20 protein-coding genes are annotated in these 25,311 nt (G+C 45.4%); 4 read left to right on the top strand and 16 right to left on the bottom strand.

The window, feature by feature from the left end; translation table 11 throughout:
• Window positions 1-2: 2 nt before the first annotated feature.
• From arsA to BFP72_RS02460, 11 genes are all read right to left on the bottom strand, one after another.
• Window positions 3-1,775, bottom strand: coding sequence for an arsenical pump-driving ATPase (gene arsA / locus BFP72_RS02510; RefSeq protein WP_099597606.1), 1,773 nt, complete (start codon window positions 1,773-1,775; stop codon window positions 3-5).
• A gap of 273 nt (window positions 1,776-2,048) precedes the next feature.
• On the bottom strand, window positions 2,049-2,453 hold the full coding sequence (locus BFP72_RS02505) for a hypothetical protein (RefSeq protein ID WP_143519906.1): 405 nt from the start codon (window positions 2,451-2,453) through the stop codon (window positions 2,049-2,051).
• Between the two features lie 6 nt (window positions 2,454-2,459).
• Window positions 2,460-3,635 (bottom strand): hypothetical protein, encoded by a 1,176-nt coding sequence (locus BFP72_RS02500; protein ID WP_099597604.1) that lies wholly within the window; start codon window positions 3,633-3,635, stop codon window positions 2,460-2,462.
• Window positions 3,635-5,062 carry a hypothetical protein gene (locus BFP72_RS02495; protein ID WP_099597603.1) on the bottom strand — a complete coding sequence of 476 codons (1,428 nt, stop codon included), beginning with the start codon at window positions 5,060-5,062 and terminating at the stop codon, window positions 3,635-3,637. Before BFP72_RS02495 ends, BFP72_RS02500 begins: the two co-directional genes overlap by 1 nt.
• The gene (locus BFP72_RS02490; RefSeq protein WP_099597602.1) at window positions 5,059-6,216 is read right to left on the bottom strand and encodes a hypothetical protein; all 1,158 of its coding nucleotides are present in this window, start codon (window positions 6,214-6,216) and stop codon (window positions 5,059-5,061) included. The genes BFP72_RS02495 and BFP72_RS02490 overlap by 4 nt, the downstream gene beginning before the upstream one ends.
• 2 nt (window positions 6,217-6,218) lie before the next feature.
• Window positions 6,219-6,998 carry a nucleotidyltransferase domain-containing protein gene (locus BFP72_RS02485; RefSeq protein WP_099597601.1) on the bottom strand — a complete coding sequence of 260 codons (780 nt, stop codon included), beginning with the start codon at window positions 6,996-6,998 and terminating at the stop codon, window positions 6,219-6,221.
• Window positions 6,995-7,336, bottom strand: coding sequence for a hypothetical protein (locus BFP72_RS02480; RefSeq protein ID WP_143519905.1), 342 nt, complete (start codon window positions 7,334-7,336; stop codon window positions 6,995-6,997). The genes BFP72_RS02485 and BFP72_RS02480 overlap by 4 nt, the downstream gene beginning before the upstream one ends.
• 62 nt (window positions 7,337-7,398) lie before the next feature.
• Window positions 7,399-8,061, bottom strand: a complete 663-nt coding sequence (locus tag BFP72_RS02475; RefSeq protein WP_099597599.1) for a DUF1266 domain-containing protein — start codon at window positions 8,059-8,061, stop codon at window positions 7,399-7,401.
• Between the two features lie 6 nt (window positions 8,062-8,067).
• Entirely contained in the window at window positions 8,068-10,548 is a 2,481-nt protein-coding gene (locus BFP72_RS02470; protein ID WP_143519904.1) for a tetratricopeptide repeat protein, read from the bottom strand.
• A gap of 31 nt (window positions 10,549-10,579) precedes the next feature.
• Window positions 10,580-12,265, bottom strand: coding sequence for a DUF1266 domain-containing protein (locus tag BFP72_RS02465; RefSeq protein ID WP_099597597.1), 1,686 nt, complete (start codon window positions 12,263-12,265; stop codon window positions 10,580-10,582).
• A gap of 231 nt (window positions 12,266-12,496) precedes the next feature.
• Entirely contained in the window at window positions 12,497-15,277 is a 2,781-nt protein-coding gene (locus BFP72_RS02460) for a bifunctional aconitate hydratase 2/2-methylisocitrate dehydratase (RefSeq protein ID WP_099597596.1), read from the bottom strand.
• A 560-nt stretch (window positions 15,278-15,837) separates the two neighbouring features.
• Here BFP72_RS02460 and BFP72_RS02455 point away from each other — a divergent pair.
• Complete coding sequence (locus BFP72_RS02455; protein ID WP_099597595.1) at window positions 15,838-16,371, top strand: hypothetical protein; 534 nt, start codon at window positions 15,838-15,840, stop codon at window positions 16,369-16,371.
• 251 nt (window positions 16,372-16,622) lie between these two features.
• Here BFP72_RS02455 and ychF read toward each other — a convergent pair whose 3' ends face one another.
• Genes ychF through BFP72_RS02440 form a run of 3 tightly spaced genes read right to left on the bottom strand, consistent with a single transcriptional unit; the run spans window position 16,623 to window position 19,240 of the window.
• Window positions 16,623-17,720 (bottom strand): redox-regulated ATPase YchF, encoded by a 1,098-nt coding sequence (gene ychF / locus BFP72_RS02450; RefSeq protein WP_099597594.1) that lies wholly within the window; start codon window positions 17,718-17,720, stop codon window positions 16,623-16,625.
• Window positions 17,721-17,728: 8 nt separating this feature from the next.
• The gene (locus tag BFP72_RS02445) at window positions 17,729-18,823 is read right to left on the bottom strand and encodes an AI-2E family transporter (protein WP_099597593.1); all 1,095 of its coding nucleotides are present in this window, start codon (window positions 18,821-18,823) and stop codon (window positions 17,729-17,731) included.
• A gap of 60 nt (window positions 18,824-18,883) precedes the next feature.
• The gene (locus BFP72_RS02440) at window positions 18,884-19,240 is read right to left on the bottom strand and encodes a DUF3276 family protein (protein WP_099597592.1); all 357 of its coding nucleotides are present in this window, start codon (window positions 19,238-19,240) and stop codon (window positions 18,884-18,886) included.
• Window positions 19,241-19,478: 238 nt separating this feature from the next.
• Here BFP72_RS02440 and BFP72_RS02435 point away from each other — a divergent pair, with 238 nt between their 5' ends.
• Together BFP72_RS02435 and BFP72_RS02430 are read left to right on the top strand one after the other, a co-directional pair.
• Window positions 19,479-20,390 carry a DUF58 domain-containing protein gene (locus BFP72_RS02435; RefSeq protein ID WP_255397144.1) on the top strand — a complete coding sequence of 304 codons (912 nt, stop codon included), beginning with the start codon at window positions 19,479-19,481 and terminating at the stop codon, window positions 20,388-20,390.
• Window positions 20,391-20,396: 6 nt separating this feature from the next.
• Window positions 20,397-21,503, top strand: a complete 1,107-nt coding sequence (locus tag BFP72_RS02430; RefSeq protein ID WP_099597591.1) for an AI-2E family transporter — start codon at window positions 20,397-20,399, stop codon at window positions 21,501-21,503.
• On the opposite strand, the gene BFP72_RS02425 is transcribed toward BFP72_RS02430, so the two are convergent.
• Both BFP72_RS02425 and BFP72_RS02420 read right to left on the bottom strand, forming a co-directional pair.
• Entirely contained in the window at window positions 21,484-21,957 is a 474-nt protein-coding gene (locus tag BFP72_RS02425; RefSeq protein WP_099597590.1) for a nuclear transport factor 2 family protein, read from the bottom strand. The genes BFP72_RS02430 and BFP72_RS02425 overlap by 20 nt on opposite strands.
• 7 nt (window positions 21,958-21,964) lie before the next feature.
• On the bottom strand, window positions 21,965-22,711 hold the full coding sequence (locus BFP72_RS02420) for an RNA methyltransferase (RefSeq protein WP_099597589.1): 747 nt from the start codon (window positions 22,709-22,711) through the stop codon (window positions 21,965-21,967).
• Between the two features lie 203 nt (window positions 22,712-22,914).
• On the opposite strand from BFP72_RS02420, the gene BFP72_RS02415 reads away from it, so the two are divergent.
• Window positions 22,915-25,302 (top strand): BamA/TamA family outer membrane protein, encoded by a 2,388-nt coding sequence (locus tag BFP72_RS02415; RefSeq protein ID WP_143519903.1) that lies wholly within the window; start codon window positions 22,915-22,917, stop codon window positions 25,300-25,302.
• The last annotated feature ends 9 nt before the right edge of the window (window positions 25,303-25,311 follow it).

The raw sequence follows: 25,311 nt of genomic DNA, 5'->3' as shown, positions 1-25,311 counted from the left end.
CACTATTCTGAGTATTCATAATATCCCTCTAACAAGGCAGGAAGCAATTGTTTATCTGCGACAAATGGAATCCCAAAGGTTCTCTGGGCATGATTGGACTGAATGGCCTGTATAACGTCCGTTTCATTACTGGCTCTACTTTTCAACAAAGGATCTGAAATACCCGAATGCATAGAAAGACTTTGGTTAATTAACCAAGCGTAAGGACTTATCCCTGCTCTTTTCAGGTCCTCTTGCAGGGCAACTGCTTCGCGCATTGGAGTTGTTTCGGGCAATGACACGAGAATGGTCTTGGCTAGCTTGGGATCTTGCAAAGACATGTATGGTGTCTTTATGCGCCTCATGTTCAGGTTATTTCGCATGATGTCTCTATGATAGCTTCCGGCCGTATCGAGCAACAACAAGGTGTGCCCCGTAGGTGCGGTATCCATGACCACAAACTGTCTTTTTGCCATACTGATGGCTTTAGAAAAAGCATGAAAAACGGCTACTTCTTCAGTGCAAGGGGACTTTAAATCTTCTTGAATTAGTTTTTTAGCCTCTTCCGATTTCCCCTTTCCTTTTTGTGACAAAACCTTTTCCATATAGCGCTGTGTTTCTACCTTAGGATCTATGCGTTCTACCGTCAGTGTTTTGGGGATTTCGCCCAATTGATCCATAAAATCCTGAATATGCGCGGCAGGATCTGTAGTGGTCAACAAGACTTCAAAGCCTTTGTTTGCCAACAACACAGCAATGGCCGATGCGGCGATGGTTTTGCCTACCCCACCTTTACCCATAGTCATGACAAGGCCACTTTGCTGCTCTTGGCAAAGTTCGGCAACCAAGCGATCGATTCCTTTTAGACCGGATGGAGATACCGCGACATCTGCAACGATCTTTTCTGAAATTGTTCTTTGCAATGCACTATCGAACAGTGAGCGCAGTTTTTCTATACCCAGTACGTTGTAAGGTAAAAGTGGATAGCTTGTGAATGGCAACCCGCCCAAGTTCTGAGGAATCGTTTGGAGTTGTTCGGCTGCCATATCCTCCATCCTAATTGCAAGTGGATCTTGTTTGTCTATGGCTTTGTAAACCCCATTAATGTGCAACCGTTGATTGGTCATTCCCAACTCCTTCAATTCCTTGCTTGTCCTAGCGGCTTCTTTCAAAGAGGCTTTTTCTGCTCTCGAGACAAGGTTAAAGGTCGTCAGCTTAGCGTCTCGCAACCTTTCTACAACCAAATGATACCTTGCTTTTCCACTTTTAAGTGCAGAGGTTGGACCAAGGCAAGAAGCACCGTCGGGATTTTCGTCTGTAAAACTAGACCAAGCCGCAGGCAACTCGAGCAATCGCAAGGTATGCCCCGTGGGTGCAGTGTCGAAAATAATGACATCAAATTTTTCTCCTTCGGATTCGCTAGACACAAAGCGCGAAAACTCATCAAAAGAAGCGATCTCTGTGGTACAAGCTCCCGAAAGGTCTTCTCTGATTTTGTTGATTTCTGCTTCTGTAGCCATGCCCTCTATAAGTTCTATGACTCTTCTTCGATACTCTTCGGCCGCAAATTCGGGATTAATATTAATAGCATAAAGATTGTCCACCCCACGTATCGTTTGGATCGTTTCATCCACTGGGCTGTCTAAAACATCTTTTAGATTAGATGCAGGATCTGTACTTACGAGTAATACGGTTTTTCCTGCATCTGCCAAGTCAACGGCTGTTGCACAGGCCAAAGAAGTTTTTCCCACGCCTCCTTTTCCTGTAAAAAACAAATATGAAGTTGGATCAGTCATTTGTACGATGGTTTTGTATAAAAGGGGTTTCGGTTCGTCTGACAGGGGCCCAAGGGGTAAAGGTCCAAAATTCACTTCTCCCCGAAGGTCGCTTGCCTAGGAACAGCCCCCCAAACAGTTTCTAGAAAAAGAAAGGTAACCGAATCTCGACAAAAGCACAAAAAGACATAGAGGACTTTTCATAGGAGCGAAGAATGCTGTTTACCCAAGTTTTACTTTGGCATAACCAAGTAATACCCGTTGATTCGGTTCACTTACTCGTCGCTCGCTCGATCATGTATTGGTAATTGTACATTTGCAAAAACATGCTGAGAATAGCATAGAGGGGATAATCGTCGTACTTTTGATATATGAGGCCCCATATTCATAAACCGACTCGAAGTAAATGTCGGCACGCAGATGCCAGCGGCGAAACACGGGCTTGCGCAAACCCTCTTCGATCCAAAAAGTATAGGCACCTCCATACTCGGAGCCTGTTTCGTCCATACTAAAACACCCCTCACGATCCACTCCCTTGAACGTCTGCTGTTGGTGCTCTGTCGCAAATGGCTCAATGTCATAGACTGGATTTTTGGCTTGGACTTTGACTAAACCAACCTGCGCCAGCGTTTCTTCTTTTAATGCATCAAAGGGTTCACCCAATTGACTAAATGCTGTGGATAAGGCTGCTAACGTCATGCTCCATTAGGCTTTGTTCTGGATGTAAGCTTCCATCTCTGCTAAAAATTCATCGTCATTCACCGCATCGATATCGCAGGCATAGACGATGAAATTGTCCGTACGCTCAAAGCTGGCAGAGAAGTCCGTATCGTAGAGTCGCTGACAGAGACGCAGATACATGGCTTTGACTTTGTTTTCCCAACGTATAAAATGACTATCAGCATTGTCACTAGCACCGCTGTAATCATAGTCGCTCATATCCATCTCGTCATATTCTCTTCGGATATAGTTGTCAGCATCCTGGATGACTGAGTGGTCGAAGCTGACCTGTAGCAAGTCATCATCTTCCGAAAAATATTTCATATCGGGAGCGCCCAACATACAATCCGCATCGTACTCTGACTCCAGACCTATCCCTATGGTAGGCGGTATCGCTCCTTGGATGCAGTACTCCAAGAGGATGCAATAGATCTTTTCGTCAGTGATGCGCAGGGACGCTTGCATCTGTCGGGTGATCTCCAGATAGAGAACCTCTTCGGCCTCCGCCAATACTGACTCAGTAGTTTGACTTTCGTCCGGCCGTTTGAATAGCTGCACTTCGCTACCGCTGGCAATATGGAGCTGCAAGATGCGCTCCAATACTTCACCAGACTCATCATATTCGAAATCTACCGTCCAGTTTTGTTCAGCCGACTTCATCTCATACCCGAGCAGCTGCCCCTCGTTCGAAGCACGATAGGTCTTAGTCACTGCGCCGTGTTCGATCGCTTCATGATAGGTCTGAGGCAAACCGTCTTGGAAATAGATGTAGGCGATCTTGATCGGCTTCACCTGATCTGGTCCGAAAAATACCGTCGTACTCTTGTAGTAGTCATCGTGGTATTCAAACAGCGTGTCATAACTCGTGTCGGCCCCCAAATACCATCGGCGAAAAAGCGTCCTTCTCTCCTGCATATCCACCCAGTGATAGTAAAGATCATCTGTAACGGGATCGAAATCCTCTTCTCCGAAAATCAAGTAGGATTTGTTAGGGTCTGTCACTTCATTATTGTGCTCCATGAAGAACGGTTCTATCTCGTAGAGGTAGTGCTTGGCCGACATTTGGGTCAAGTCTTCCCGTTCCGTTATTTCAGCCGCAGTGGCCCGAAACCGTTCGATATCCAGCTGCTCAAATTCTTTTTTGATCTTTCCCTCAGTCATTAGTTGATTGTTTCGTTTTTGATTTTTATAATTTCTTCTCTTAGTTCCTCAAACTCTGGTGCGTCCATTATTTCCCTAAAATCATGGGTATGGTATTCGCTGGAGAAAATTCCACGACATATTCGAAGAGAGTCGAGACAAGCCTCACTGCCCTCCAGCCTTAGCAGTACGCGAGCCAGTTCATAATAAGGCTGGGTATAATGCTGCTGCCCCAGATCTATGCTTTTTTCGAGGTGTGCTTTGGCTTTTTCGAGCGTACCACAATTTGAAAATTTCTCAAAATCGCGTGCATAGGCATAACACAACTCTCCTTGAAGGAGGCTCAACTGAAAATCTTCTACGTTGGCTTCTGCTCTGTAGAGAATTTCCTGCCCCTGTGCCAGTGCCACTTTTGCCATTTCTTGTTCTCCCTTCTCCAGCAACCACAGATATTTATTCCATGCCGCCTTTCCTGCCAGATAGGGAGCATTCCAATCTTTGCGATTTAGACCAGATGCCTGTTGATAGTAGTCAATCGCCTGATCGAGGTAAGCCATAGACTGATCAGGAGTTGCCAATTGGCGAAACAAATGCCCCAATGCAGAGAGAAAGTGTTCATCCTTTAGTATCAGTTTTTGCAAATGAGGAATCAGCAAATTGAGGTCTTTGGTGAGGTTCTCTGTCATGTCGTCTATGAAACTAGCAGGAATGCCCTTTCTATCTACCGACCAACGGGCAATTCGCAGCAGGGTATCCACCCAATGATAGCCAACCATAGGGTTGTGCTTTTGAACATGAGGCATGAGTGCGTCACGCATGGCTTGCAAAAACTCGTCATGATACCTGCGACTGGTCGGATCCAGCAAGAGTTCGTAGCTGGTGATCAGATAGCTGTGGATAGCCGAGCCTTTGAATCCATAGAACCCCGGCTGGTCGTCTCGCTTACGCTCCAGCATCAGCGCAGACAGCAAGTATTCTCGCAGTTCCATCATTTCCTCCCTAGGGAATTGTCCTTTGATTTGGCATACCCGAAAAAGGCTCTTGGCGATGTCTTCCAGCACATCACTATCCTCTGGTGTCTGGATCAGTTGTCGTTTGAAATCATTTATGGCCTGATCTGCCCATTCCCGTTTTTCCTCTGGATCGTCACTCACTTCCGACAACATATTGTGCACATGGGCCAAAAAATAGTAATAGTGGGACATCTCCACAGACAATGCCCGCATTTTGTCCACCCAATCCAGCAACAGCAAGACGTCCTCCCTCTCGTTGAACTTGCCACAAGCATAGTCATACTGACACTGCGAGAAGATACTCATATAGGCATCTGCCAGCGCGTCCTTTTCTTCTTGCGTGCCCTTTTCCCTCAACTCCTCAAACAGTCGATCCAGGCCGTTGAAATTCTCCAGCCGTTGGGCTTCTTCTATGCGCTGCTGTATGTCTGTCATTTCAAATTCAAACTTTTCTTATACGCCATCATTTCTTCATGCATTGCCTCGGCGGTCCAGGTATCTATCTCGCAGTTGTAGACGATGAAGTCATCCGTTTTCTCAAATGCTCTAGAAAAATCCATATGATAGAGTCGCTTGCAGACGCGGAGATAGAGCTGTTCTACGGTTCCACTCCACTCGATCCATTCGTCTTCGGGGACTTCCATAAATCTGCGCTGTTGATCCACTCGCAGATACAAGGTCTCAAGGATTTCCGAATACAGGTCTATGTCGAGGGTATCTTCTTCCGTGAAATACTTCATATCTGGCGCGCCAGTCAGGTACTCGGTATCACGCTCCCTCTCCAAACCAATAGCAACCGCAGGAGGAAAGGCATGCTGCATCCCGTACTCCAGTAGCAGACAGTAGACCTTGTCTTCGCTAATGCGAACTTTCTCTTGTATCTGACGGGTAATGTCCTCGACAAAATGCTCTTCGATAGCTTCTAGTGTTTGCTCCATTGAGAAATCAGGTCCCAATCGCTCATACGCGAGACGAATACGGTCTTCACTTTTTCGTGTGTACGTGATGCGCTCCAGCACGCTGCTCCCAGGCAGATAGTGAAAGGTGTACGCGAATGGTTCGGCATCTGCATTGTCCCTGTATTCTGTAAAACCTGTGAGCACCCCTGCTTCCAGATGATATTTCTTTTGGGTCACGCCATATTCCAACCCCTCCAGATAGTAGTCGGGTTGACCTTGACTGAAAACCAAATAATCTATCGATATCAGTTTCGTTCCAGCAGTGCCACAGTAGTGCGTGGTACTTTTGAAATAGTCCTGATGATACTCAAAAATCGTATCATAGGACGTATCCGAGCTTAGCTGATACCGCCTAAAGATGATTTTTCGGCTATTTGGGTCGAGCCAATGAAAATAAAGTTTGTCTTCCGTTGGATTGTAGTCAGTGATGTCATCGATGAGCAGGTTACTGATATCCCCGACATATTGATTGCCCAGTTCGAAAGCAAAAGGCTCAATCTCAAAAATCGCATGCCGCGCCGTACGCTGCAACAATCTCTTATCAGCCATCAATCCCTTTGCTTTCCAGAGGAAAGCATTGCTATCGAAATGCTCAAATTCATCCTGTACTTGCTGTTGGGTGACTTCCATGACTAAGCGTTCAGTTTTAATCCCCACACTTCAGTCAGGCTTTGGTAAAATAGTTGGTCTAGGGTTTGCACATCGTGCGCTTTGAATTCATGGGTATCCAGTCCATTCAATCGAGCGATTTCGGAAGAAATAAAGTTCTGAAGAACAGGAATAGGCTCTGCCCGATCGAGCTCGTCTCCTGCCATCTTTCGTTCGAGGAGTTCGGCGATGACTTGCTTCAATTTCGGATCTGACACCTGATCCTCCACCAACTGCTCAAACTCCATCGGCACAGAACTGCCTCGCTGCTCGATCCAGCGACAGGCCAGTATCGGGCGCAGTGCATAGAAATACTTTTTGAGTTTTACGCTATCCCCCTGCAGATAATCATCGTAATGCCGCTCAGCCATGTGCAAATAGTGGTACATACTGGCCTTGGGACTAAAATAGTCTGCGGCTAGCTCCCTGAGCCGATCCATGGTACCGTACTGCTCCCAATACACGATGGGACTTTTGATCCATTCGATCAACGAGGGGTTTGATTTATGAAAGAGCAATAGGGCCTTTTGCAAATCCCATCCTGCCATATCCAAGTCATCGGGCAGCATTCTTTCGATCGTGTCTCGCCCGGCCACTATGGACAGGTACCACGCTGGTCTGCGGATATAAACAAAGCGCACATCCCAGTCACTGTCCCGTGAAGCAAAGCCCCAGGCACGACTGCCCGACTCTACCGCAAACAGCACTTTGATGTCCTCATCGGTCTCCAATTGGGCAATTGCCTCTTTAATTTGTGTTCTCATCTTTTGTCAAAATATTGTAAGCACTCCCGGGCCATCTTAGCCCCTACATATTTTTCATCCCCCAGACGGCCTCCATCGACCAACTGTCGAAGGAGCTCTACCACTGCCTTCTCTTCTTCCGAATCAACTTTCATCCGGTACTTATCCACAAACACCCTACGCAAGCGCATCCACTCTTCGGGATAGTCGCGATCCGCAGAATCGAAAGTGGGTAGAAAATCAATAGGATGTTCCCTTCCTTCCCCGTCTTTCAAAGTCAGCATCAGGCTACTAGGCTGTGGAGGCTGCCAGTAGTCCACATGGACTATCGATTCGTAGGGCGGTATGGTTACATTCATATAGGACATTACACAGCTGCTTTAGACCTGTCAGGATTTTAGAAATTGGTTACTCTTTACGCTTAAACCTCCACCTCCCAAGGTATATTCTTCCATGGCGAGTCCTGATGGGTCATCAGGCTCAAGTATTGCCTTTTGTAGCGATAGACTGCATCGGGAGTATAGCTATTTCGCTTCCAGTATTGCGCTCCCATCATATAAGACAGTCCAAAGTCAGCCCAAGACGAAAAACGCTCCTTGATCTTTTGCCCGTTATCTTCCATCAATGCCCACGCCTCTGCTTCGTTGATATAATCGAGAAAGTAAGACATACGAATGAGCCAGGTACAGCGACCGTAGTGCCATGCAAAATCACTGGATCGCTCGTATGCACGATAGTTTTTTATCATGTCCATCACATTTCTGTAGGAACCAATGGAATCATTCTGAGCGGCGGATTCTAGCTCCAATCGACTCAGCACCTGCCAACTATGCTGGTCCTGTGCCAAGGTCACTTTCTCGTGCAGGTACTTGACTGTATCGCTCAGGTCGGCTAGGTTGCTGATCTCCCAGTCGCGAGTGAGTACATGCTGGATGTTTTCGACCAACTCAGGATGTGTATAATCTCCCTTTGGATTGATCGTGTCGTGTCTCTGGTCGTTGAGCTGAGCCAGCATGGCCGAGGTGCCCAAGAGCCAAAGCTGTTTCTCACTGAGTTGGTCGGGGTTTTCGTATTTGAATACCATAGTTCGTTAATTGAGCGGGTTGAGTTTCATTTGAGCCATACTGATCAGGTTGCCGTACTTGTATGGAAATAGTGCGCCTGCTTCTAAGCAGCGTTTCCAGTAGGCTTTGGCCTTTTCGGGGTTTTCGGTCTTGACATGTGCATCGGCCAGCCAAAAAGCCATGAACACATCGTCCTCTCCTGGCTCCTGATAAAGCTCGAAATAGCGGGTACCTGTCGCTAGCATGACGGGGAACTCCTTGCTCATCATCGCATGGAACATCATCTGCTGATAAGTCGCACGCCAGCGCGCAGGGTCTTCGGCAGACTGCCTGATCAAACTGCGCAATTTACCGCTGAGTTCGGTTTCTGATTCGAGCTGTTTGGCGATCTCGGCCAATAGGGGCTCGAAGTGTGCGATCTCCTCTGGCTTTTCACCTAAGTGTTTGAGGTCATTGATATGCTCCTCCAAAAAGGCATGTGCTTCGTGGTAGCGGTTGAGCAAACGAAGCAGTCGGACTTTGACCCAAGCCTGCTCCTTGTTCACCATGATGTTTTTGCCGTGCCAATAGTGAACCACCTGATCGATGTATTGCAGTCCTCGCTCAGCATAGCCGGCCATTTCACAGATTTCACTGGCGTACAGATAGGCTCCACTGCCTTCATTGTTTTCTACGAATTCTTCCTGCTTTGGCAAGTCATCAAAAAGCTGAAGCCCCTCATCTATGCTACTGATGTAGCTCAGGCGGTCCGCCTCGGGCAGCTCCAGGAGAAAATTCCGCAAGGAAGCCACAAGCAGGTACTGATCGTGAATACTGGGCTTTCCTCCTTCGAGCTGCACCATCCATTTGAAACTACCGTAGGCCTCTTTGTACTCCTTGTGATCGAAGTAACTCTTGCCTATGCAATAATGCCCCTGACGCCAATAATTCATGCTATGGACGTACACGCGCCCGGCTGCCAGGCATTTTTCGTGATCTCCCATACGCAATGCTGCGCGAGCCTTTCCCAGATAGTTAAAGATGTACTCTGGATTGAGCTGACTGGACATGTCATAACACGCATAAGCCTGTTCGTTATTCCCCTGCGCCAGATGCAACTCCCCAGCAGCAAATGCGGTCTCGTAGCGCTCTGGAAACTCTTCGAAATAGTCGAGTACCAAGTCGTGAATCTCCAAAAGATCATCCAATGTACCGAAAGTACTGCGATACTTCCAATAGAGAAAAACCTGTACATCACCATCCTGAGCCATCTCCATGGCCTTCTTGGTATCTTGCGGGTAATAAGTAGGTTCATGCCCTCCCTGCATATGTCTTCGGGAAGCTGAATACGCATAATGCTTCAATGCCATGATGTCAGGATCATCAGCAAGCGAATCAGGTATCTCGATCAACTCGTAGATCTCTAACTCCAACTGCTGTAGCATTCGCTCCAGATAAACACGCTTATCCGCCTGATCGACAGGCTGACTCAGTACAGCATCCAAAGCTCGCGCCGCATAACTTGCATAGTCCAGATTGAGAGGGTGTCGGTCAGCCAATTGCTGCAGCAGCTTATAGGCCTGCTGATTTTGATTGGTTCGCAAATAGCACCTGCCCAGAAGAAACATCTGTCTCTCATGCTCAGGGTGATTTTTCAAAGTTTTAATGATCTCCTCTTTGGTCTCGAAGGTAGGGCGTGTCTCAAAGCGAAAAGAATTTTGCAAAAACAGTAATCCCTCATCCTCAGGATAATAAATCATCGCCTCTGCCATCACCTGTGGAAACAAAGCCTGCGCGTGCTCCACACCATATGTCACACTGGCGCGGTAGACTAACTCCATCATTCTCTGCCAAACCACTACCGGACGAGTCTCAGCGGGGGTGCGAGACAGCATCTGAAAACTCTCCTGATCTTGCCCCTGACGACACAGCACACTCCCATGCAAAATGATCTCTAGCAAATCATCCATTCCTTTGGATTCCCACCCTTCCGTAGGAATACTCTGAATCAGCAAATCCAGTTCGAGATTGCCCTGCTCTAAGACCTCACGCACAAAACGGGTCGTCTGCTGATCTTCCTGGCACCACACCCGCCAATCAGGTGAATCGTACCACTTGTCCCAGGGAAAACTCTTTCTAATCAACAAAAAAACATCCGACAAAAGAAAAGAATGGCCTTGTAGAAACTGTGCTATCGGCAAGCAGTAGCTTTGCAAATTACCCTCCGCATGTTTTATGACATTCTGTACAAGTGCCTCCCATTGAGCAAAATCAAAGCGAATTGTCAGGTCAGAATAAACCGTATGCATCTGATGAATGAGTTGGTCTGGGGTATGAATCGCATCGATCATGATAGCCGCCCTAAGGCCTTCAGTGGGCCTGGCACCCTTGTCTTGCCCCTTGATTTTGACCTGATACTGACATAGCAGTTTCACAAATGTATCGATCTCCTGATCAGGATCTGTGTGTTGCAATTCCGCCTGAATGGATGCCAGGCAATTGGTTTCTTTGTCCACTGTCGAATTCAATTTTTGATCGTTTTTACTGTTTTAATACACCTCATTTGGGCCAAGAAACCCTTCTGATCAAGGAAGACTCATTGCTCAGAAGAAGTAGCATGTTGTCGACCACTGGTTGCATTTCATCTGGCGTGGGCAATTTGGTTTGTTGCAACTTGGTCAGGTGCGTACGCAGAAAGCTATCCCAAGAGTTCTCTCTCTCCTCCACCAATGCTCCTATCTCTTCCAGTTTTTGCCAAGCCTCCTCCTCGCTGAGATAGTCCGCATTGGCTGCCATTCGAATGAGCCAAGCCAAGTAGGGCAGATTATGGCTAGGTATCAGGTTCTTGAGCCACGGCATACAGTCTGCCACACGCTTGGCCTCATCGTAATAATGCTCTCCTCGCAACTCCTGCATCTTATCATACTGCTCTTCATAGCTTAAGTATAGTCCTTGCTGCATAGCATGGTCCGTACTACGACGGTTAGTTATATCCTCATACACCACTTCAAGATAGTAAGCACCGTCGAAATTGAAACTGTATCGCAGTTTGGCCTGTGCCTTTTCGATGGTTGCTTCGTCCTTCATCCCATAGGGAAAAAGTATATCCTCTCTACAACCATGCTCTCGTGCATAGTAGCTACTCAAGGCCAACAACCAATACTGTCGCTCAGAATATAACATCAGCGATGGATCTTTTGACTTGACCTCCAGTGAAGCGGTCGTTTTGGCCAATATACTCCCCAGTCGGTAGTCCATGTGCATGGGGTCGATTTGAGACAGCTTATCGAATATTCGCTGGGCAGTAGAGAAATCCCTTGACTTCAACGCTGACTTACCTAGTACCAACAGCAGTTTGAGATAATGGGGATGGACCTGTAACTTCGAAATCAGATCATCCCTGAGGGCAGACATATCCTGTCTTCGGTCCAGCTCAAAGCTATATTTCAAAAACAACAGGTATTCATTCTCAGGAAAAAAAGTCAAGGCCTGATCCACCAACTCACTGCAAGGGTGTGCTCCTTCCAGATGGAGATAATAATGCGCCAGCCTTTGCCAGGCGTAGATCGTCCTGTAACCCTCCGGGATCTGTAGATAACTATCTCTTTCACATTTTGCAGACTCGACCATGATCTTTTCCCTGGTACTGATGTCCTTGCCATCATAATCTCCTGGAGCCAGGAGTACAGTCAGTAGATCATCCACTTTTTCTTCAGGGTAAGAGCTGTAATCAAAAGCCTTAAGATAGATGTCAACTGCTCTCGTCCCAGCAATGTTTTGTCGGTAATTGATGCCCGTTTCTTGCCCCAAGCACTCTGCTTCTGCAGAATAAGCAAATTGAGAGAGAGAGAAGACTTCCGACAGCTTGTTGCGTATCGTATCACGTATTCTATCATGCGTCACTACAAATGCGATGATGGGGGCACAGAATTTTTTACGCTCCTCCTCAGCAAGGTTGTCTTTTAAGTGTTCGATGGCTGCCAACCAGTATTCGTTTTGAAAACGAACGATCGGCACAGCATACAGCTCCTCGAAATAGGCAATAAGCCCTTCGGGGTTCTTGATGCTAGTAGCCATTTCCAGCAGCTCAGGGTCCAATGGCTCTGACGGCTTCTGCAGCACTTCCTCCGCCTGATCGACCTGTGTCAGGTAGAGCGGGAGCCACTCCAAGTACTGATCAAAATTTTTGTCTAAATCTATATCTCTTGTCTTGTCGGCTAGTTTTTCTCGTGCTGGTTTAGTCATGTTCTAGTTATTCACTTGGTCACTTTCTCATCGACAATCTTCGATTATCTCTGATGCAAGTAATAAAATCTATCTACCTAATGAATCACTAAAAATGGTGATTTTGGGATTTCACCAATAATGGGGAGAGAATACAACGAGCAATAGTAAAGTTGAGCTAAACAAAAAAGACTGCCCTCTTCCGAGGTTATCGGAAAAGAACAGTCTCTTCATGTTATCCAATTATATCTACTAGTTCGCCAACAACTTGTGCGATGGTTTGAACTTCGTCAAGTTAATTCCCTGTACAGCTGCTTCGTACTCTTCTAAGTTTGGCGTTCTACCCAATACGGTTGAAAGTACGACCACTGGCGTAGAAGAAAGTAACGACTCTCCTTTTTTCTCCGTCGAATCCTTCACCACTCTTCCTTGGAACAATCGTGTAGATGTTGCCATCACAGTGTCTCCTGGCTCAGCCTTTTCTTGGTTACCCATGCAGAGGTTACACCCTGGACGCTCCAAATAGAGCATATTTTCGTATTTGGTACGCGCAGCGCCTTTTGGAGCATTGTCGTCAAACTCGAAACCTGAATACTTCTGTAGCACTTCCCAATCACCTTCGGCCTTCAACTCATCGACGATATTGTATGTAGGAGGCGCTACCACGAGGGGCGCATTGAACTCCACTTTCCCTTGTTGCGACTCGATGTTTTTCAACATCTGCGCCAAAATCTTCATATCTCCTTTGTGTACCATACAAGATCCAATGAAACCAAGGTCTACTTTTTTGTCTCCTCCATAGTAAGACAATGGTCGGATTACATCATGCGTATATCGCTTAGACACATCATCATTGTTCACGTCAGGGTCAGCAATCATTGGCTCTATGATCTGATCCAAATCCACCACGACATCCGCGTAATACTTCGCATTGGCATCTGGAGTAAGCGCTGGCTTCTCGCCTGATTTGATCTCTGCGATTCTCTTATTCGCGATATCAATCAAGCCTTTGAGGACCTGCTTCTTGTTGTCCATTCCCTTGTCTATCATGATCTGGATTCTACCTTTCGCGATCTCAAGCGATTCGATCAATGTCTCATCTTCAGAGATACAGATAGATGCTTTGGCCTTCATCTCGGCCGTCCAATCCGTAAAGGTAAATGCTTGATCAGCTGTCAATGTCCCGATGTGTACCTCGATGATTCTACCTTGGAATACATTCTCACCACCGAATTGCTTCAGCATTTGCTGTTGGGTAGCATGTACTACATCACGGAAATCCATATAGCTCTTCATCTCTCCCTTGAATGTCACCTTCACAGATTCTGGGATAGGCATAGAAGCTTCGCCAGTAGCCAATGCAAGGGCCACCGTACCTGAGTCAGCACCAAATGCGACCCCTTTCGACATTCTAGTATGAGAATCCCCACCGATGATGATTGCCCAATCATCAATTGTAATGTCATTGAGCACCTTGTGAATCACATCAGTCATTGCATGGTATTCTCCTTTCGGGTCACGTGCAGTGATTAGACCAAAGTCATTCATGAACTTCATCAACTTAGGGATGTTCGCTTGGGCCTTCTTGTCCCAAACAGATGCGGTGTGACATCCCGACTGATAAGCTCCATCGACGATTGGTGAAATCGTGGTAGCCGCCATAGATTCCAACTCCTGTGATGTCATGAGTCCCGTAGTATCCTGTGACCCTACGATATTTACTTCTACTCGGACATCCGATCCAGCGTGCAACACTTTCCCTGGGGTTGTACCCACGGCATTCTTATTGAATATTTTTTCTACAGCCGTCAGCCCCTGTCCTTCATGAGAGATCTCTTTGGACGGAGCATATACTGTCGGAGCTTCTACACCTAAGGTCTTCGCTGCGAACGTTTGAATCTTTTTACCAAATACAATAGCATATGATCCTCCCGCCTTGATAAACTCAACTTTCTGTGGCGTCAATGACGCAGAGATATCCATCAACTCTTTGTCGCCGTTGTAGAGTTTTTTCTTCTTAGTATTGATGGTAAGTACCGTACCTGTAGCTACAGAATACGCTTCCTCCAACACGGGTTCTCCATCAGCGTCCATTATCACATTGCCCTCGGCATCTGTCTTTTTGACCCAGTTTTTGAGATCTATCCCGATTCCCCCTGTGACTCCTACAGTAGTCAAGAAAATCGGAGAGATGCCATTCGTACCTGCGATGATCGGTGCTATATTGACAAATGGCACATACGGACTCGCTTGGATTCCTGTCCACAACGCTACGTTGTTGACACCAGACATTCTAGATGAACCTACCCCCATGGTACCTTTCTCTGCAAGGAGCATGACACGCTTGTCAGGGTGCTGCGCTTTCAATTCAGCAAGCTCGCTTTGCATCGTTTTGTTATGCTCGAATATACACTGACCGTGCAGCTCTCGATCCGACCTAGAGTGCGCGTCACCACCCGGAGAAAGCAAATCCGTAGAAATATCACCTACCCCTGCGATGAAAGTCACAACTTCAATTTCCTCCTCTACATCTGGAAGTTTGGTAAAGAACTCAGCCTTGGCATAGCTCTCCAAAATCTCTTTGGCAACTGCATTCCCACTTTTGAAAGCGACCTCTAGACGCTCAGTATCTGCGTCATACAAGAAGACTTGCGTCTTCAAGACTTTTGCTGCTTCTGCTGCAATAGAAGCATCATCCCCCAAAGCCAAATCAAGCAACACTTCAATAGAAGGCCCTCCCTTCATATGAGACAACAATTCAAACGCAAAAGCAGGTGTAATCTCTTCTACAACAGATTCGCCTAGAACGATCTCCTTCAAGAATTTTGCTTTAACACCCGCCGCACTTGTGGTGCCTGGCAAAACATTATAAATAAAAAATTGAAGAGAATCTTTGCGGTTCGCATTGTCCACCTCTTTGATTTGGCCAATGATTTCGCTTAGTAAATCAGCACCGTCAATTGGCTTAGGGTGTAGTCCTTGCTCTTTTCTTTCTGCGATTTCCTTGATGTAATCGTTGTAATAAGTATTCATATTTTTTGAAGCTTTTCAATAGTAAAGCCGAGCATATAGCGCCGTAGCATATACAGCAAGATTCCTTTGTTTCTTGTATGAATCGAAGAAATTCTAGCGGTTTTTGATCTTATCTAGACCAAAGACCCAATTGCTCGTGTTCCATTTTAAAAATTAACAATTGTATTTTGGGTACAAAATGCTTGTTTTGGGTCGCAAAAGTAAAAAATAATAAAGGCATTTCGAGTGAATTACCTACAAATAACTACGTAGAATATTTCATCGCCAATAAAATAGAAGTGTTCTAAATAAAAGAAAATACACTTCTCTAAATATCTGCCTTTAAACTCTCAGTGTTCGTACACGGAGCAAGTGACCGACACGCCTACCTTCACACCGATATCCCCATGATTCATACTTGTCTCTGTCACCAAAAACACAAAACAAACAGCGTACACACTCCTGTCTCGTGTAAATATCGGCATGGTTTTTTCTTGACCAGCTCCGTAAAATCTACCACCTGGTCAACATACTTTTATTCCTTCTAATTCGTTCACACACATAGAGCAAATAGACAACCCATGAAACACACACTACTTTTACTCTCTTTACTATCATTGATAGCCTTCGCTTGTGACGAAATCGACAAGCTCACCCAATTCAACATGAAGTACACGGAATCTGTCACTGTACAGTCCAGTACCATCGTAGACTTCCCTATAGACCTATCGACTCCTTCGATAGAGTCAAACACAGAATCGAGTTTTGCCGGCAACAACACCAGTAAAAACCTCGTTGAAGAAATTCGTCTCGATGAAATGACCTTAACCATTCAATCTCCCACTTCTGGAGATTTTGGATTTCTCGAATCAGTGCAATTGTTCATCAAAGCCGATGAGCTTGATGAGATTGAGATCGCCTACTTGGAAGAAGTTCCCGCAGACGCTGGCAGCACCATCTCCTTGGAGACGACAGGAGTAAACCTCAAAGAATACCTCCTCCAAGACTCCTTCCAACTCAGAATGAAATCAAATACAGACGAAACCATCGAGTCAGATCACGAAATTGAGATCGAATCGATTTTCTTCGTAGATGCAAAAATACTTGGCCAATAAAAGCGCGTCACGCTGAAGGTGAGGTACGCTCCCAGTGCTTGTACCTACCCTCCACCCTAATAGGTACAAGCAGGAACTACCCAGTATGGATCTTTGAAATTAAAAATTGGAATAATGAATGTCGAATATTGATCTTAATCCCCAAATTCACAGACGTGATCTAGTCTATCTCTAGCATAGTCCACTAGCTATCTCACAAAAAAAGCGCAAGAACACCTCCTGCGCTTTCACAACTCTTCGCGTGTTTCCGTTTATACATTAAATCGAAAATGCATTACATCGCCATCCTTCACGACATATTCCTTTCCTTCGATGGCTAGCTTTCCAGCTTCCTTACACCCGTTTTCAGTCTTGTACTCCACATAATCTGGGATTTTAATCACCTCTGCTTTAATAAAGCCCTTCTCAAAATCCGAATGAATCACACCTGCAGCTTGTGGTGCTTTCCACCCCTTCTTGATTGTCCAAGCCCGCACTTCTGTCACACCCGCTGTGAAATAAGTAATCAAATCCAACAGTTCATAAGCCGCACGAATCAACTTATCCAATCCAGACTCTTTCAAACCATACTCCCCCAAAAACATCTCTTTTTCTTCTGGCTCATCAAACTCGGCTATCTGAGATTCGATCGCCGCACTCACCATCACGACTTCTGCATCTTCTTCGGCTACAGCCGCTTTGAGCGCCTCCACATGGGCATTTCCAGTCAATATAGCACTTTCTTCTACATTCGCTACATAAATCACCGGCTTGACCGTCAGCAAGTGTAAATCCGCAATGGCTTCCTTGCGCTCAGGAGTCAATTCTAATGCACGTGCATTTTTACCTGACTCCAACAGCTCCTTGTACTCTTGCAGAGTCGCTACTAATGCTTTGACTTTGGCATCACCTGATTTGGCAAGCTTTACATTCTTATCTATTTTTTTATCAATTGACTCGAGGTCTTTGATCTGTAGTTCTGTATCGATCACTTCCTTGTCTATCACTGGGTTGACCACCCCGTCGACATGGACAATATTGTCATCATTGAAGCACCTCGTGACATGAACGATGGCATCTACTTCACGGATGTTTGCCAAAAATTTATTCCCGAGACCTTCTCCTTTGCTGGCCCCCTTGACCAGACCTGCGATATCAACAAACTCCATCACAGTAGGCAATACTTTTTGCGGACTAACCAACCCTTCCAATATCTTCAATCTTTCGTCAGGCACAGTGATCACTCCGACGTTTGGTTCTATTGTACAAAAAGGAAAATTAGCTGCTTCTGCTTTGGCATTTGATAGCGCATTGAAAAGAGTAGACTTCCCTACATTAGGCAACCCTACGATCCCACATTTCAACCCCATTTATTTTATTATTTTGATGCTTGAAAAACTTGATAACTGTTGAATCCATCCTTGATTTCCATCACCGAAACACGCAAAATCGTATACGTCGGAATGGCTGCAATCATGCCTGGAATCCCTGCTAAACTAGCGGCCGCAAAGATAACAACAAATATCTCTAATGGATGAGCTTTGACGCTTTTAGAAAAGATCATCGGCTGTAGCACTACATTGTCAATCACTTGAACCACTGCAAATACAGACACGATCTTGGCTATCAATATGAAAGTCACTTCGTCCAGTGCAAAATGTCCGCTAGTGGATATCCCTACCAGTATCCCAAAAGTAGATCCTAGCAAAGGCCCCAAGTAGGGTATCAAATTGGCCAACGCTGCAAACACAGCAATAGTCAAAGCATAGTTGACCCCAAATATCGACAAGCCTATCCCCGCAATTGAGAAAATAGACAACATCTGAAGCAAGAGACCAATAAGATAGTTGGACAAGAGGTGTTCGATCTTATAAATGGCTGAAATGAACAATTCAAAATACTGATTGGGCACGACAGAAATCATCAATCGGCTCAACATACCGTTTTCCAACAGAAGAAAAAAAGTAATGAATCCAAGTGCCATCAACGACACAAACACCCCTCCCGTCAAGGAAACAATGTTATTGAGTATTTTCTGAAAATTGATATCCTTGAGTACCGCCAACACAGAGGTCTTGATGGTCTGTGTGAGGCTATGATCTTCGGCCTCTACGAGATTAAACTCCATCAGATACTTTTCAGCGGTCACCACTGGCTGAGACATATGTGTGTAGACTTCATCAAAACTAATGCTTGAGATCACATTGATCTGTTCGACAATCAATGGAATAAACAGCAACATGAAAAGCGCAACGACTCCTATCACTGTGCAAAACGACACCAACACAGCAACCAGACGTGGGATCTTGACTCTAAAGATATATGTCCGACTGATGAAGTTGGTCAAAGGCCTAAGAATAGTCGCCAAGACAATCGAGATACAGATATACATGAATATATCTGAAAATAGCCATGCACTAAATACAAATAAGGAAGTGATGACTAGAATGGTCAGTAAAGTACGATTGATCATGATTCCAAATAAAAAAAGCCCTTGGGTATCCAAGAGCTCTACAGTTTTTTTTAGGTGAATTTAATCCCAGTTTAATTCTGAGTCTGCTCCCGTAGCGACAGTCGCTTTTCTCTCTTCTTGTTCCTCATCTTCACTGTCAAATGAGTCAAAATCTACCTCTGGCATCAACTCATCTTTGATATGATCCACAGTCTCGTTGAGCGCCTTGACGAATTTATTGAAGTCCTCTTTGTACAAAAATATTTTGTGCTTTTCATAGAAAAAACCATCGTCCTTGTATCTTCTTTTACTTTCGGTGATGGTAAGATAATAGTCATTCGACCGGGTCGCCTTCACATCAAAAAAGTAGGTTCTTTTCCCTGCCCGTACTCTCTCTGAGTAAATCTCAGTTCTTTCGTTGTCTTTATTCTCTTCCACTTTTCAGTTTGTTTTGGTGTCCGACACGTCGGATAGATAGATTAGTTTGATTTTCTAAAACATTCAATATAAAGGAAATTATTTAACAAATCCAAATGCTGTAGGATAATCTAAAATCATATTTTCACCCCTTGTCTCCTCTCTCCAAACCCTAGCTAATTTGTCATAAATCGCACATTTATTCCTAACTTCACTAGAATACTTCCTAATTTAGATTTGGAATAAAACTGTACTACCATTGGAACTAAACATTGACATCCACTCGCTGAAAGAATCGATCAATATCGAACTGCTGGCCAAGCAGATGGTCGAGGGATTCGTCACAGGATTGCACAAATCCCCCTACCATGGATTTTCGGTTGAGTTTGCTGAGCACAGTCTGTACAACTACGGTGAAAGCACCAAAAATATTGACTGGAAAGTATATGCAAAAACCGACCGGTTGTACACCAAAAAATTTGAAGAAGAAACCAACCTAAGGTGTCATTTGATACTGGACACTTCTTCGTCTATGTACTACCCTCGAGACAGCTTTGGCAAAATCCGCTTTGCGCTCCTCGCAAGCGCCTCACTATCCTACCTGCTCCACAAACAACGGGATGCAGTAGGACTGTTTACCTTTTCGGATCACATCACCTATCAGTCTCAAGTACGGTCAACTGCATCACATGTCCATCATTTGCTCCAAGAGCTACAGAGGCAATTTGACAAAAGCCCTACGAAACAACATACAGCTACTGCGCAAGTCCTTCATGAGATCGCCGACAAGATCCCTCGCCGGTCATTGGTGATTCTGTTTTCGGATATGCTCGATGATCCAGAGCAAAGTGCAGAAACTTTTTCTGCACTACAGCACCTCAAGCACAACAAGCACGAAGTCTTGCTGTTTCATGTCCATGACGGCAAAACCGAGCTCAACTTCGAGTTCGAAGACCGACCTTACAAATTCGAAGATTTGGAAAGTGGACAGATAGTCAAACTGAGTCCCAGCCAAGTCAAAGAAAGTTACCATCAGCAGATGAGCGATCATCTCTCTACCTTAAAACTAAAATGTTCTCAGCTAAAAATTGACTTGATTGATTGCGACATACATCAAGGATTTGATACCGTATTGTCCTCCTACCTAGTCAAAAGATCTAAAATGAGATAACCCACCATGATCACCGAAAGAAACGCCTCCTTGGCCAACACAGCCAACTGGATCATTGTCTTCGTCTTTTTATTGGCGACATTGATCTACTTCGATACCTTCCTCAAGGGATTTGCTATAGCCATACTCATCTGGTATCTGATTAAAAAACTACGGGACACCATTGCCAAAATCAAAATCGGCAAAATCAAATTGCCCAAATGGCTCATCACTGCCACCAGTACGATCACTGTATTTTTGATTCTGTATTTGATCATTCAGATTATCGCTTCGAACTTACAAAAGCTGATTGTCGACATCCATCTGTATAGAGACCACATCAAAGATGCACTCGTTGCACTAGAGGGCCTGATAGGAACTAAAGAAGACATCAGTACGAGTTTTGTTCATCTGTTTGATCAATACAAAAATGAAATCATCGGGTACGCGGGTTCCTTTGCAGGAGCGATTGGCAAATCTCTGATGATCGTCATCTATGTAATTTTTTTGCTTCTCGAAGAAAGTCTATTCAACTTGAAAATCAAGAAGACGCTCAACATGACTTCTCGCGGTGCTACCATTCATAAAATCGGAACAGCCATCACACTACTCTTTGACAGGTACTTGTCAGTCAAAACCTTCACTAGCTTCTTGACTGGGATTTTGAGCTATTTTATTCTTCTCATTCTTGGAGTTGAGCTGGCAGCTCTCTGGGCCTTTTTGATCTTCCTGTTCAACTTCATACCTACCATTGGCTCCATTGTAGCGACTGCTTTCCCAGGGCTATTTGCCTTGGTGCAGTTCGGTACACTCAATATGTTTTTCACAGTACTCGCCTGTGTAGGGATCGTACAACTACTCGTCGGCAACCTCGTCGAACCCCGCATCATGGGCGAACGGCTCAACATAAGCCCGATGGTTGTCTTGCTGGGACTGACTCTTTGGGGATTCATTTGGGGAGTCACAGGTATGTTGCTATCCATCCCGATCACTTCGACGCTCATTATTGTTTTTAGTCAGTTTGAAGACACACGTGCCATCGCCATTATGCTTTCCAAAAACGGGGAGATAGGTATCATTGATCAACCCGAAGACTCTATCGACCCAGAGGGAACTACTTCGAAAGATTCATAAAGTCAACCAAGGATTTTCGGACTTGGGCTCTTAGCTTCTTTTTGAAGTATGGAGTCCAACCGATCGAAAACCCTAAGGGTCCAAAAGCCATTTGTGTCCACTTGTACAAGTCAAAGCGATCAACATGTGAGACGATCAACCCGTCTCGAAAACCAAAGGTCGCCTCGATCTTGTTGTGCACAAGACGACCCGTCTTAGAAAATCGATAGACTGCATCCCAATGCGCTCCCCCCTTTTCTTCATCCGCATGGACTCGATCATGGTTGATTTTGAGGTCTACACCCGACTGGAGCAGCATGCGCCACATCCCACTTACATGCGCATGATCTAGGTGCCCAAACACAGGGTCTTGAAACAGCACCTCGCTGTGGTAGCAAGCCAACATGGCTTCAACATCCTTATTGGCAAAAGCGGTGTAAAACCGTTCGATCAATTCAATATGTGCTTCTTTCATTGTTGTCTTAGCTTTTCTTCAGTACTCTTCTAAAATTATCACAAAACACCGCCGTAGACACTGCCACGTTGAGGGATTCCGCTTGACCATACGCGGGGATCTTCACTTGCTGATCCAACTGCTCGATCAACTCCGGGGCAATCCCTGTAGACTCATTGCCAAACAAAATCAAGGCAGGGTCTTTGAAATCAATCGCATGGATATCTTCCCCCTGCAATGTAGCCCCATAGGTACAGGTCGCTCGTCTGACCACCTCAGCGATCTCAGCATAGACGACTCGTACGCGAACAAAAGACCCCATCGTCGCTGAGACGACCTTAGGGTTGTAGCAATCCACAGAGTCCAGCGAACATACGATCGTATCAAATCCGTACCAATCTGCAATCCGTATGATTGTCCCGAGATTGCCAGGGTCTTTGACTCGATCAAAAGCAAGTAGAGATTTGGAGAAATCCATACTCGCATCTTCTTTGATGCGAGCTACCGCGAGTGCCGCATTGTTGTTGGTAAACACCCCCACTTTGCTCAACTCCTTCTCTGTCACCAACCGAACCACCAGGTCTTCACGTCCATCCCATATCTCAAAATGACTCGATCGAAATGCCTCCGTCACATACAGAGTATCCACTACAAAATCAGAAGACATCAATTCCAACACATTCTTTGCCCCTTCGACAATGAACCTGTTTTCCAGTTTTCTAAATTTTTTTAATTGTAATGATTTAATGAATTTTGATTCCTTGATTGAGATCATTCAAATAGTGTCTTAAAAGAATGTTATTTTCGCGCTTCAGATATGGTCTGTACCTTCTGATAGATTATATTCAAACTTACATAGATTATTGGTGATAGCATACATGACGAATTAAATCCAGATGGTTCTACCGATCATTATCAACTACTGACATCTCTTCCTACCCATATCATATCGCAACACGCGGCCTTCACTGTGTCGTCTTGGTTTTGATCACATCGATACTCCTCTCTGGGTGCATGGGTAGGCGATACCTCAAAGGAGACGACAAACTCCTCGTCAAACAAAATCTGGAAGGTGCCCGAAAACTCAACAAAGAGGAGATCGAATCACTCTACGTCAACGAACCCAACGACAAAATCTTATTCCTGCCTTGGTCACCCTATGTGGACTTGTACCAATTAGGAAAAAAAGCCTATGATTCGACCAAATACGCCGACAGAAAATCCAAGTACAGGGAGAAATACAATAAAAAAATCAACCAGGCTATAAACAAACAGAAAGAGAAAAAGGAGAAGAAGTTTCGCGAAAAGCTGGCCAACAAACTCGACAAACAAAACCGAAACATCAAGGAAGGAAACCAAGCCATGAGGCTGGGGGAAAAGCTCGCCATCTACGATGATCGAAAAGAAATCGAAACGACCGAAAAGATCAAGCGCTACATGCACTCCAAGGGCTACTTCAATGCTGAAGTAACCTACTCAACTGAAGAAACCTTCAAACTCGTCACTTCCACCTACACGATCCAACGCAACGAGCCCTACATCATTGACTCGCTATTTTTTCTTGTACCGGACAGTGCCGTCTCTCAGGTCCTACAAGAATCACTCGAAGAATCCTTGATACACAAAGGCAATAACTACGACCAAAGTATTTTCACCAAAGAACGTGACCGCATCAACGAACTCATGCTCAACAACGGGTATTACAACTTCAACCGACGCTACGTTCATTACAAAATCGACACCTCTTCGCTCGGTGACAAACGTGTCATCGTAGGGCTGACCATCGACAATCCCCCCCAAAGCGATAAGCATAAAGTATTCAAAATCGATTCGGTCATATTCACCACAGACGCTGACATCACTGGGTTGTCTACTGGGCGCCTCTCCAAAAGTCACAAAGGAGTGAGCTACACCTTTTACAAAAAACGCTACAACGAAAAAATCCTCGATTGGAGGCTCTTCCTCTACCCAGACAGTACCTACAGTCGCCTCAACACCATCGAGACTCAAAAACAACTATCCAATTTGGATATCTTCAAATTCATCAACATCAACTACGACACAGTAGGCGGGCAATTCATTGCCAACGTATTCACTAGTCCTCTCAAAAAATACCAGACCTCCACAGAAGCTGGGCTCAACGTGAGTGAAGGACTTCCTGGTCCATTCGTCAACGCATCTATCAAAAATAGGAACATTTTCAAAGGGCTAGAGATCGCCGAACTCAGTGGTCGAGTAGGGTTCGAGGGGCTTACAGGAGCCACCGAAACAGGCAGTCCTTATTCTAGTTTGGACTATGGTGCCAACCTCTCGCTAACCTTCCCACAATTTGTCATGCCTCTAGGCAACAAACTCAAATCCAAACTCGGACACTACAACCCCAAAACAAAACTCGCCGTTGGACTTAATTTCAACTCTAGGCCTGAATACCAACGAAATAACCTCACCGCCAATTGGGCTTACTCTTGGCAGAATTTCGAAAAACGAAGGAGTTATGTGCTCAACGTCGCAGAAATCAACCTGATCAACTCCGACTTACAACCTGATTATGAAGAGTTCTTGATCGAGCAAGAAGCCAAAGGCAACAACCTCATCCGTTCGTTTGATCCTTCCTTCGTCAGTAGCTCATGGTTTTCGGCGACATACAATATCAACGAATACGGAAACAGCAAAACTGCATCTGCTTACTTTCGCTACCGCGTCGAAACTGGCGGCAACCTAATCCAATCTTTGGGGTCCTTTGGCCAAGACAACGACATTGCATTTTTCAAGTTCACCAAAGTCAATCTTGACTTTCGTCGTACGACGCCTGTCAACTCCAAAATCACCATGGCATACCGTATCAATGCAGGAGTAGCCGTACCTTATGGAGACAACAACACCCTCCCATACGAAAAATTCTACTTTGCTGGAGGCAGCAACAGTATCCGCGCATGGGAGCCACGACGACTCGGTCCCGGCTCGTACCTGCCCGTGGACAGTACCGGTACCTACAACAACAACATCGAACAACCTGGCGAAGTACTCTTAGAGGCCAGTGTGGAGTTTCGACACAAACTATTTGGGCCGATACACGGCGCGTTGTTTCTCGATGCAGGCAACGTCTGGACAATCCGAGAAGACCCTACGCGACCAGGTTCGCAGTTCGAGTTCAAAAGCTTCCTCCATGAGATCGCCCTAGGTGGTGGCTATGGTCTACGCGTGGATTTCTCCTTCCTAATTTTGCGCCTCGACGCAGCTTGGAAACTCTCCGAACCTGGTCGCGTCAGCACCGTAGACACCTACAACCGAAAACCTTTTGAATTGCCGGATTACTCCAATTACAAACGCCTAGTATGGAACCTCGGGATTGGGTATCCTTTTTAAACACAACAC

The sequence above is a fragment of the Reichenbachiella sp. 5M10 genome (assembly GCF_002742335.1).
Classification (GTDB): domain Bacteria; phylum Bacteroidota; class Bacteroidia; order Cytophagales; family Cyclobacteriaceae; genus Reichenbachiella.
This window is presented reverse-complemented; position numbering and strand designations above follow the sequence as displayed.

Bases quoted from the DNA above. Each gene is read 5' to 3' on its own strand.
- arsA (WP_099597606.1), bottom strand. From the start codon at position 1,775: ATGACTGATCCAACTTCATATTTGTTTTTTACAGGAAAAGGAGGCGTG.
- BFP72_RS02505 (WP_143519906.1), bottom strand. From the start codon at position 2,453: ATGACGTTAGCAGCCTTATCCACAGCATTTAGTCAATTGGGTGAACCC.
- BFP72_RS02500 (WP_099597604.1), bottom strand. From the start codon at position 3,635: ATGACTGAGGGAAAGATCAAAAAAGAATTTGAGCAGCTGGATATCGAA.
- BFP72_RS02495 (WP_099597603.1), bottom strand. From the start codon at position 5,062: ATGACAGACATACAGCAGCGCATAGAAGAAGCCCAACGGCTGGAGAAT.
- BFP72_RS02490 (WP_099597602.1), bottom strand. From the start codon at position 6,216: ATGGAAGTCACCCAACAGCAAGTACAGGATGAATTTGAGCATTTCGAT.
- BFP72_RS02485 (WP_099597601.1), bottom strand. From the start codon at position 6,998: ATGAGAACACAAATTAAAGAGGCAATTGCCCAATTGGAGACCGATGAG.
- BFP72_RS02480 (WP_143519905.1), bottom strand. From the start codon at position 7,336: ATGAATGTAACCATACCGCCCTACGAATCGATAGTCCATGTGGACTAC.
- BFP72_RS02475 (WP_099597599.1), bottom strand. From the start codon at position 8,061: ATGGTATTCAAATACGAAAACCCCGACCAACTCAGTGAGAAACAGCTT.
- BFP72_RS02465 (WP_099597597.1), bottom strand. From the start codon at position 12,265: ATGACTAAACCAGCACGAGAAAAACTAGCCGACAAGACAAGAGATATA.
- BFP72_RS02460 (WP_099597596.1), bottom strand. From the start codon at position 15,277: ATGAATACTTATTACAACGATTACATCAAGGAAATCGCAGAAAGAAAA.
- BFP72_RS02455 (WP_099597595.1), top strand. From the start codon at position 15,838: ATGAAACACACACTACTTTTACTCTCTTTACTATCATTGATAGCCTTC.
- ychF (WP_099597594.1), bottom strand. From the start codon at position 17,720: ATGGGGTTGAAATGTGGGATCGTAGGGTTGCCTAATGTAGGGAAGTCT.
- BFP72_RS02445 (WP_099597593.1), bottom strand. From the start codon at position 18,823: ATGATCAATCGTACTTTACTGACCATTCTAGTCATCACTTCCTTATTT.
- BFP72_RS02430 (WP_099597591.1), top strand. From the start codon at position 20,397: ATGATCACCGAAAGAAACGCCTCCTTGGCCAACACAGCCAACTGGATC.
- BFP72_RS02425 (WP_099597590.1), bottom strand. From the start codon at position 21,957: ATGAAAGAAGCACATATTGAATTGATCGAACGGTTTTACACCGCTTTT.
- BFP72_RS02420 (WP_099597589.1), bottom strand. From the start codon at position 22,711: ATGATCTCAATCAAGGAATCAAAATTCATTAAATCATTACAATTAAAA.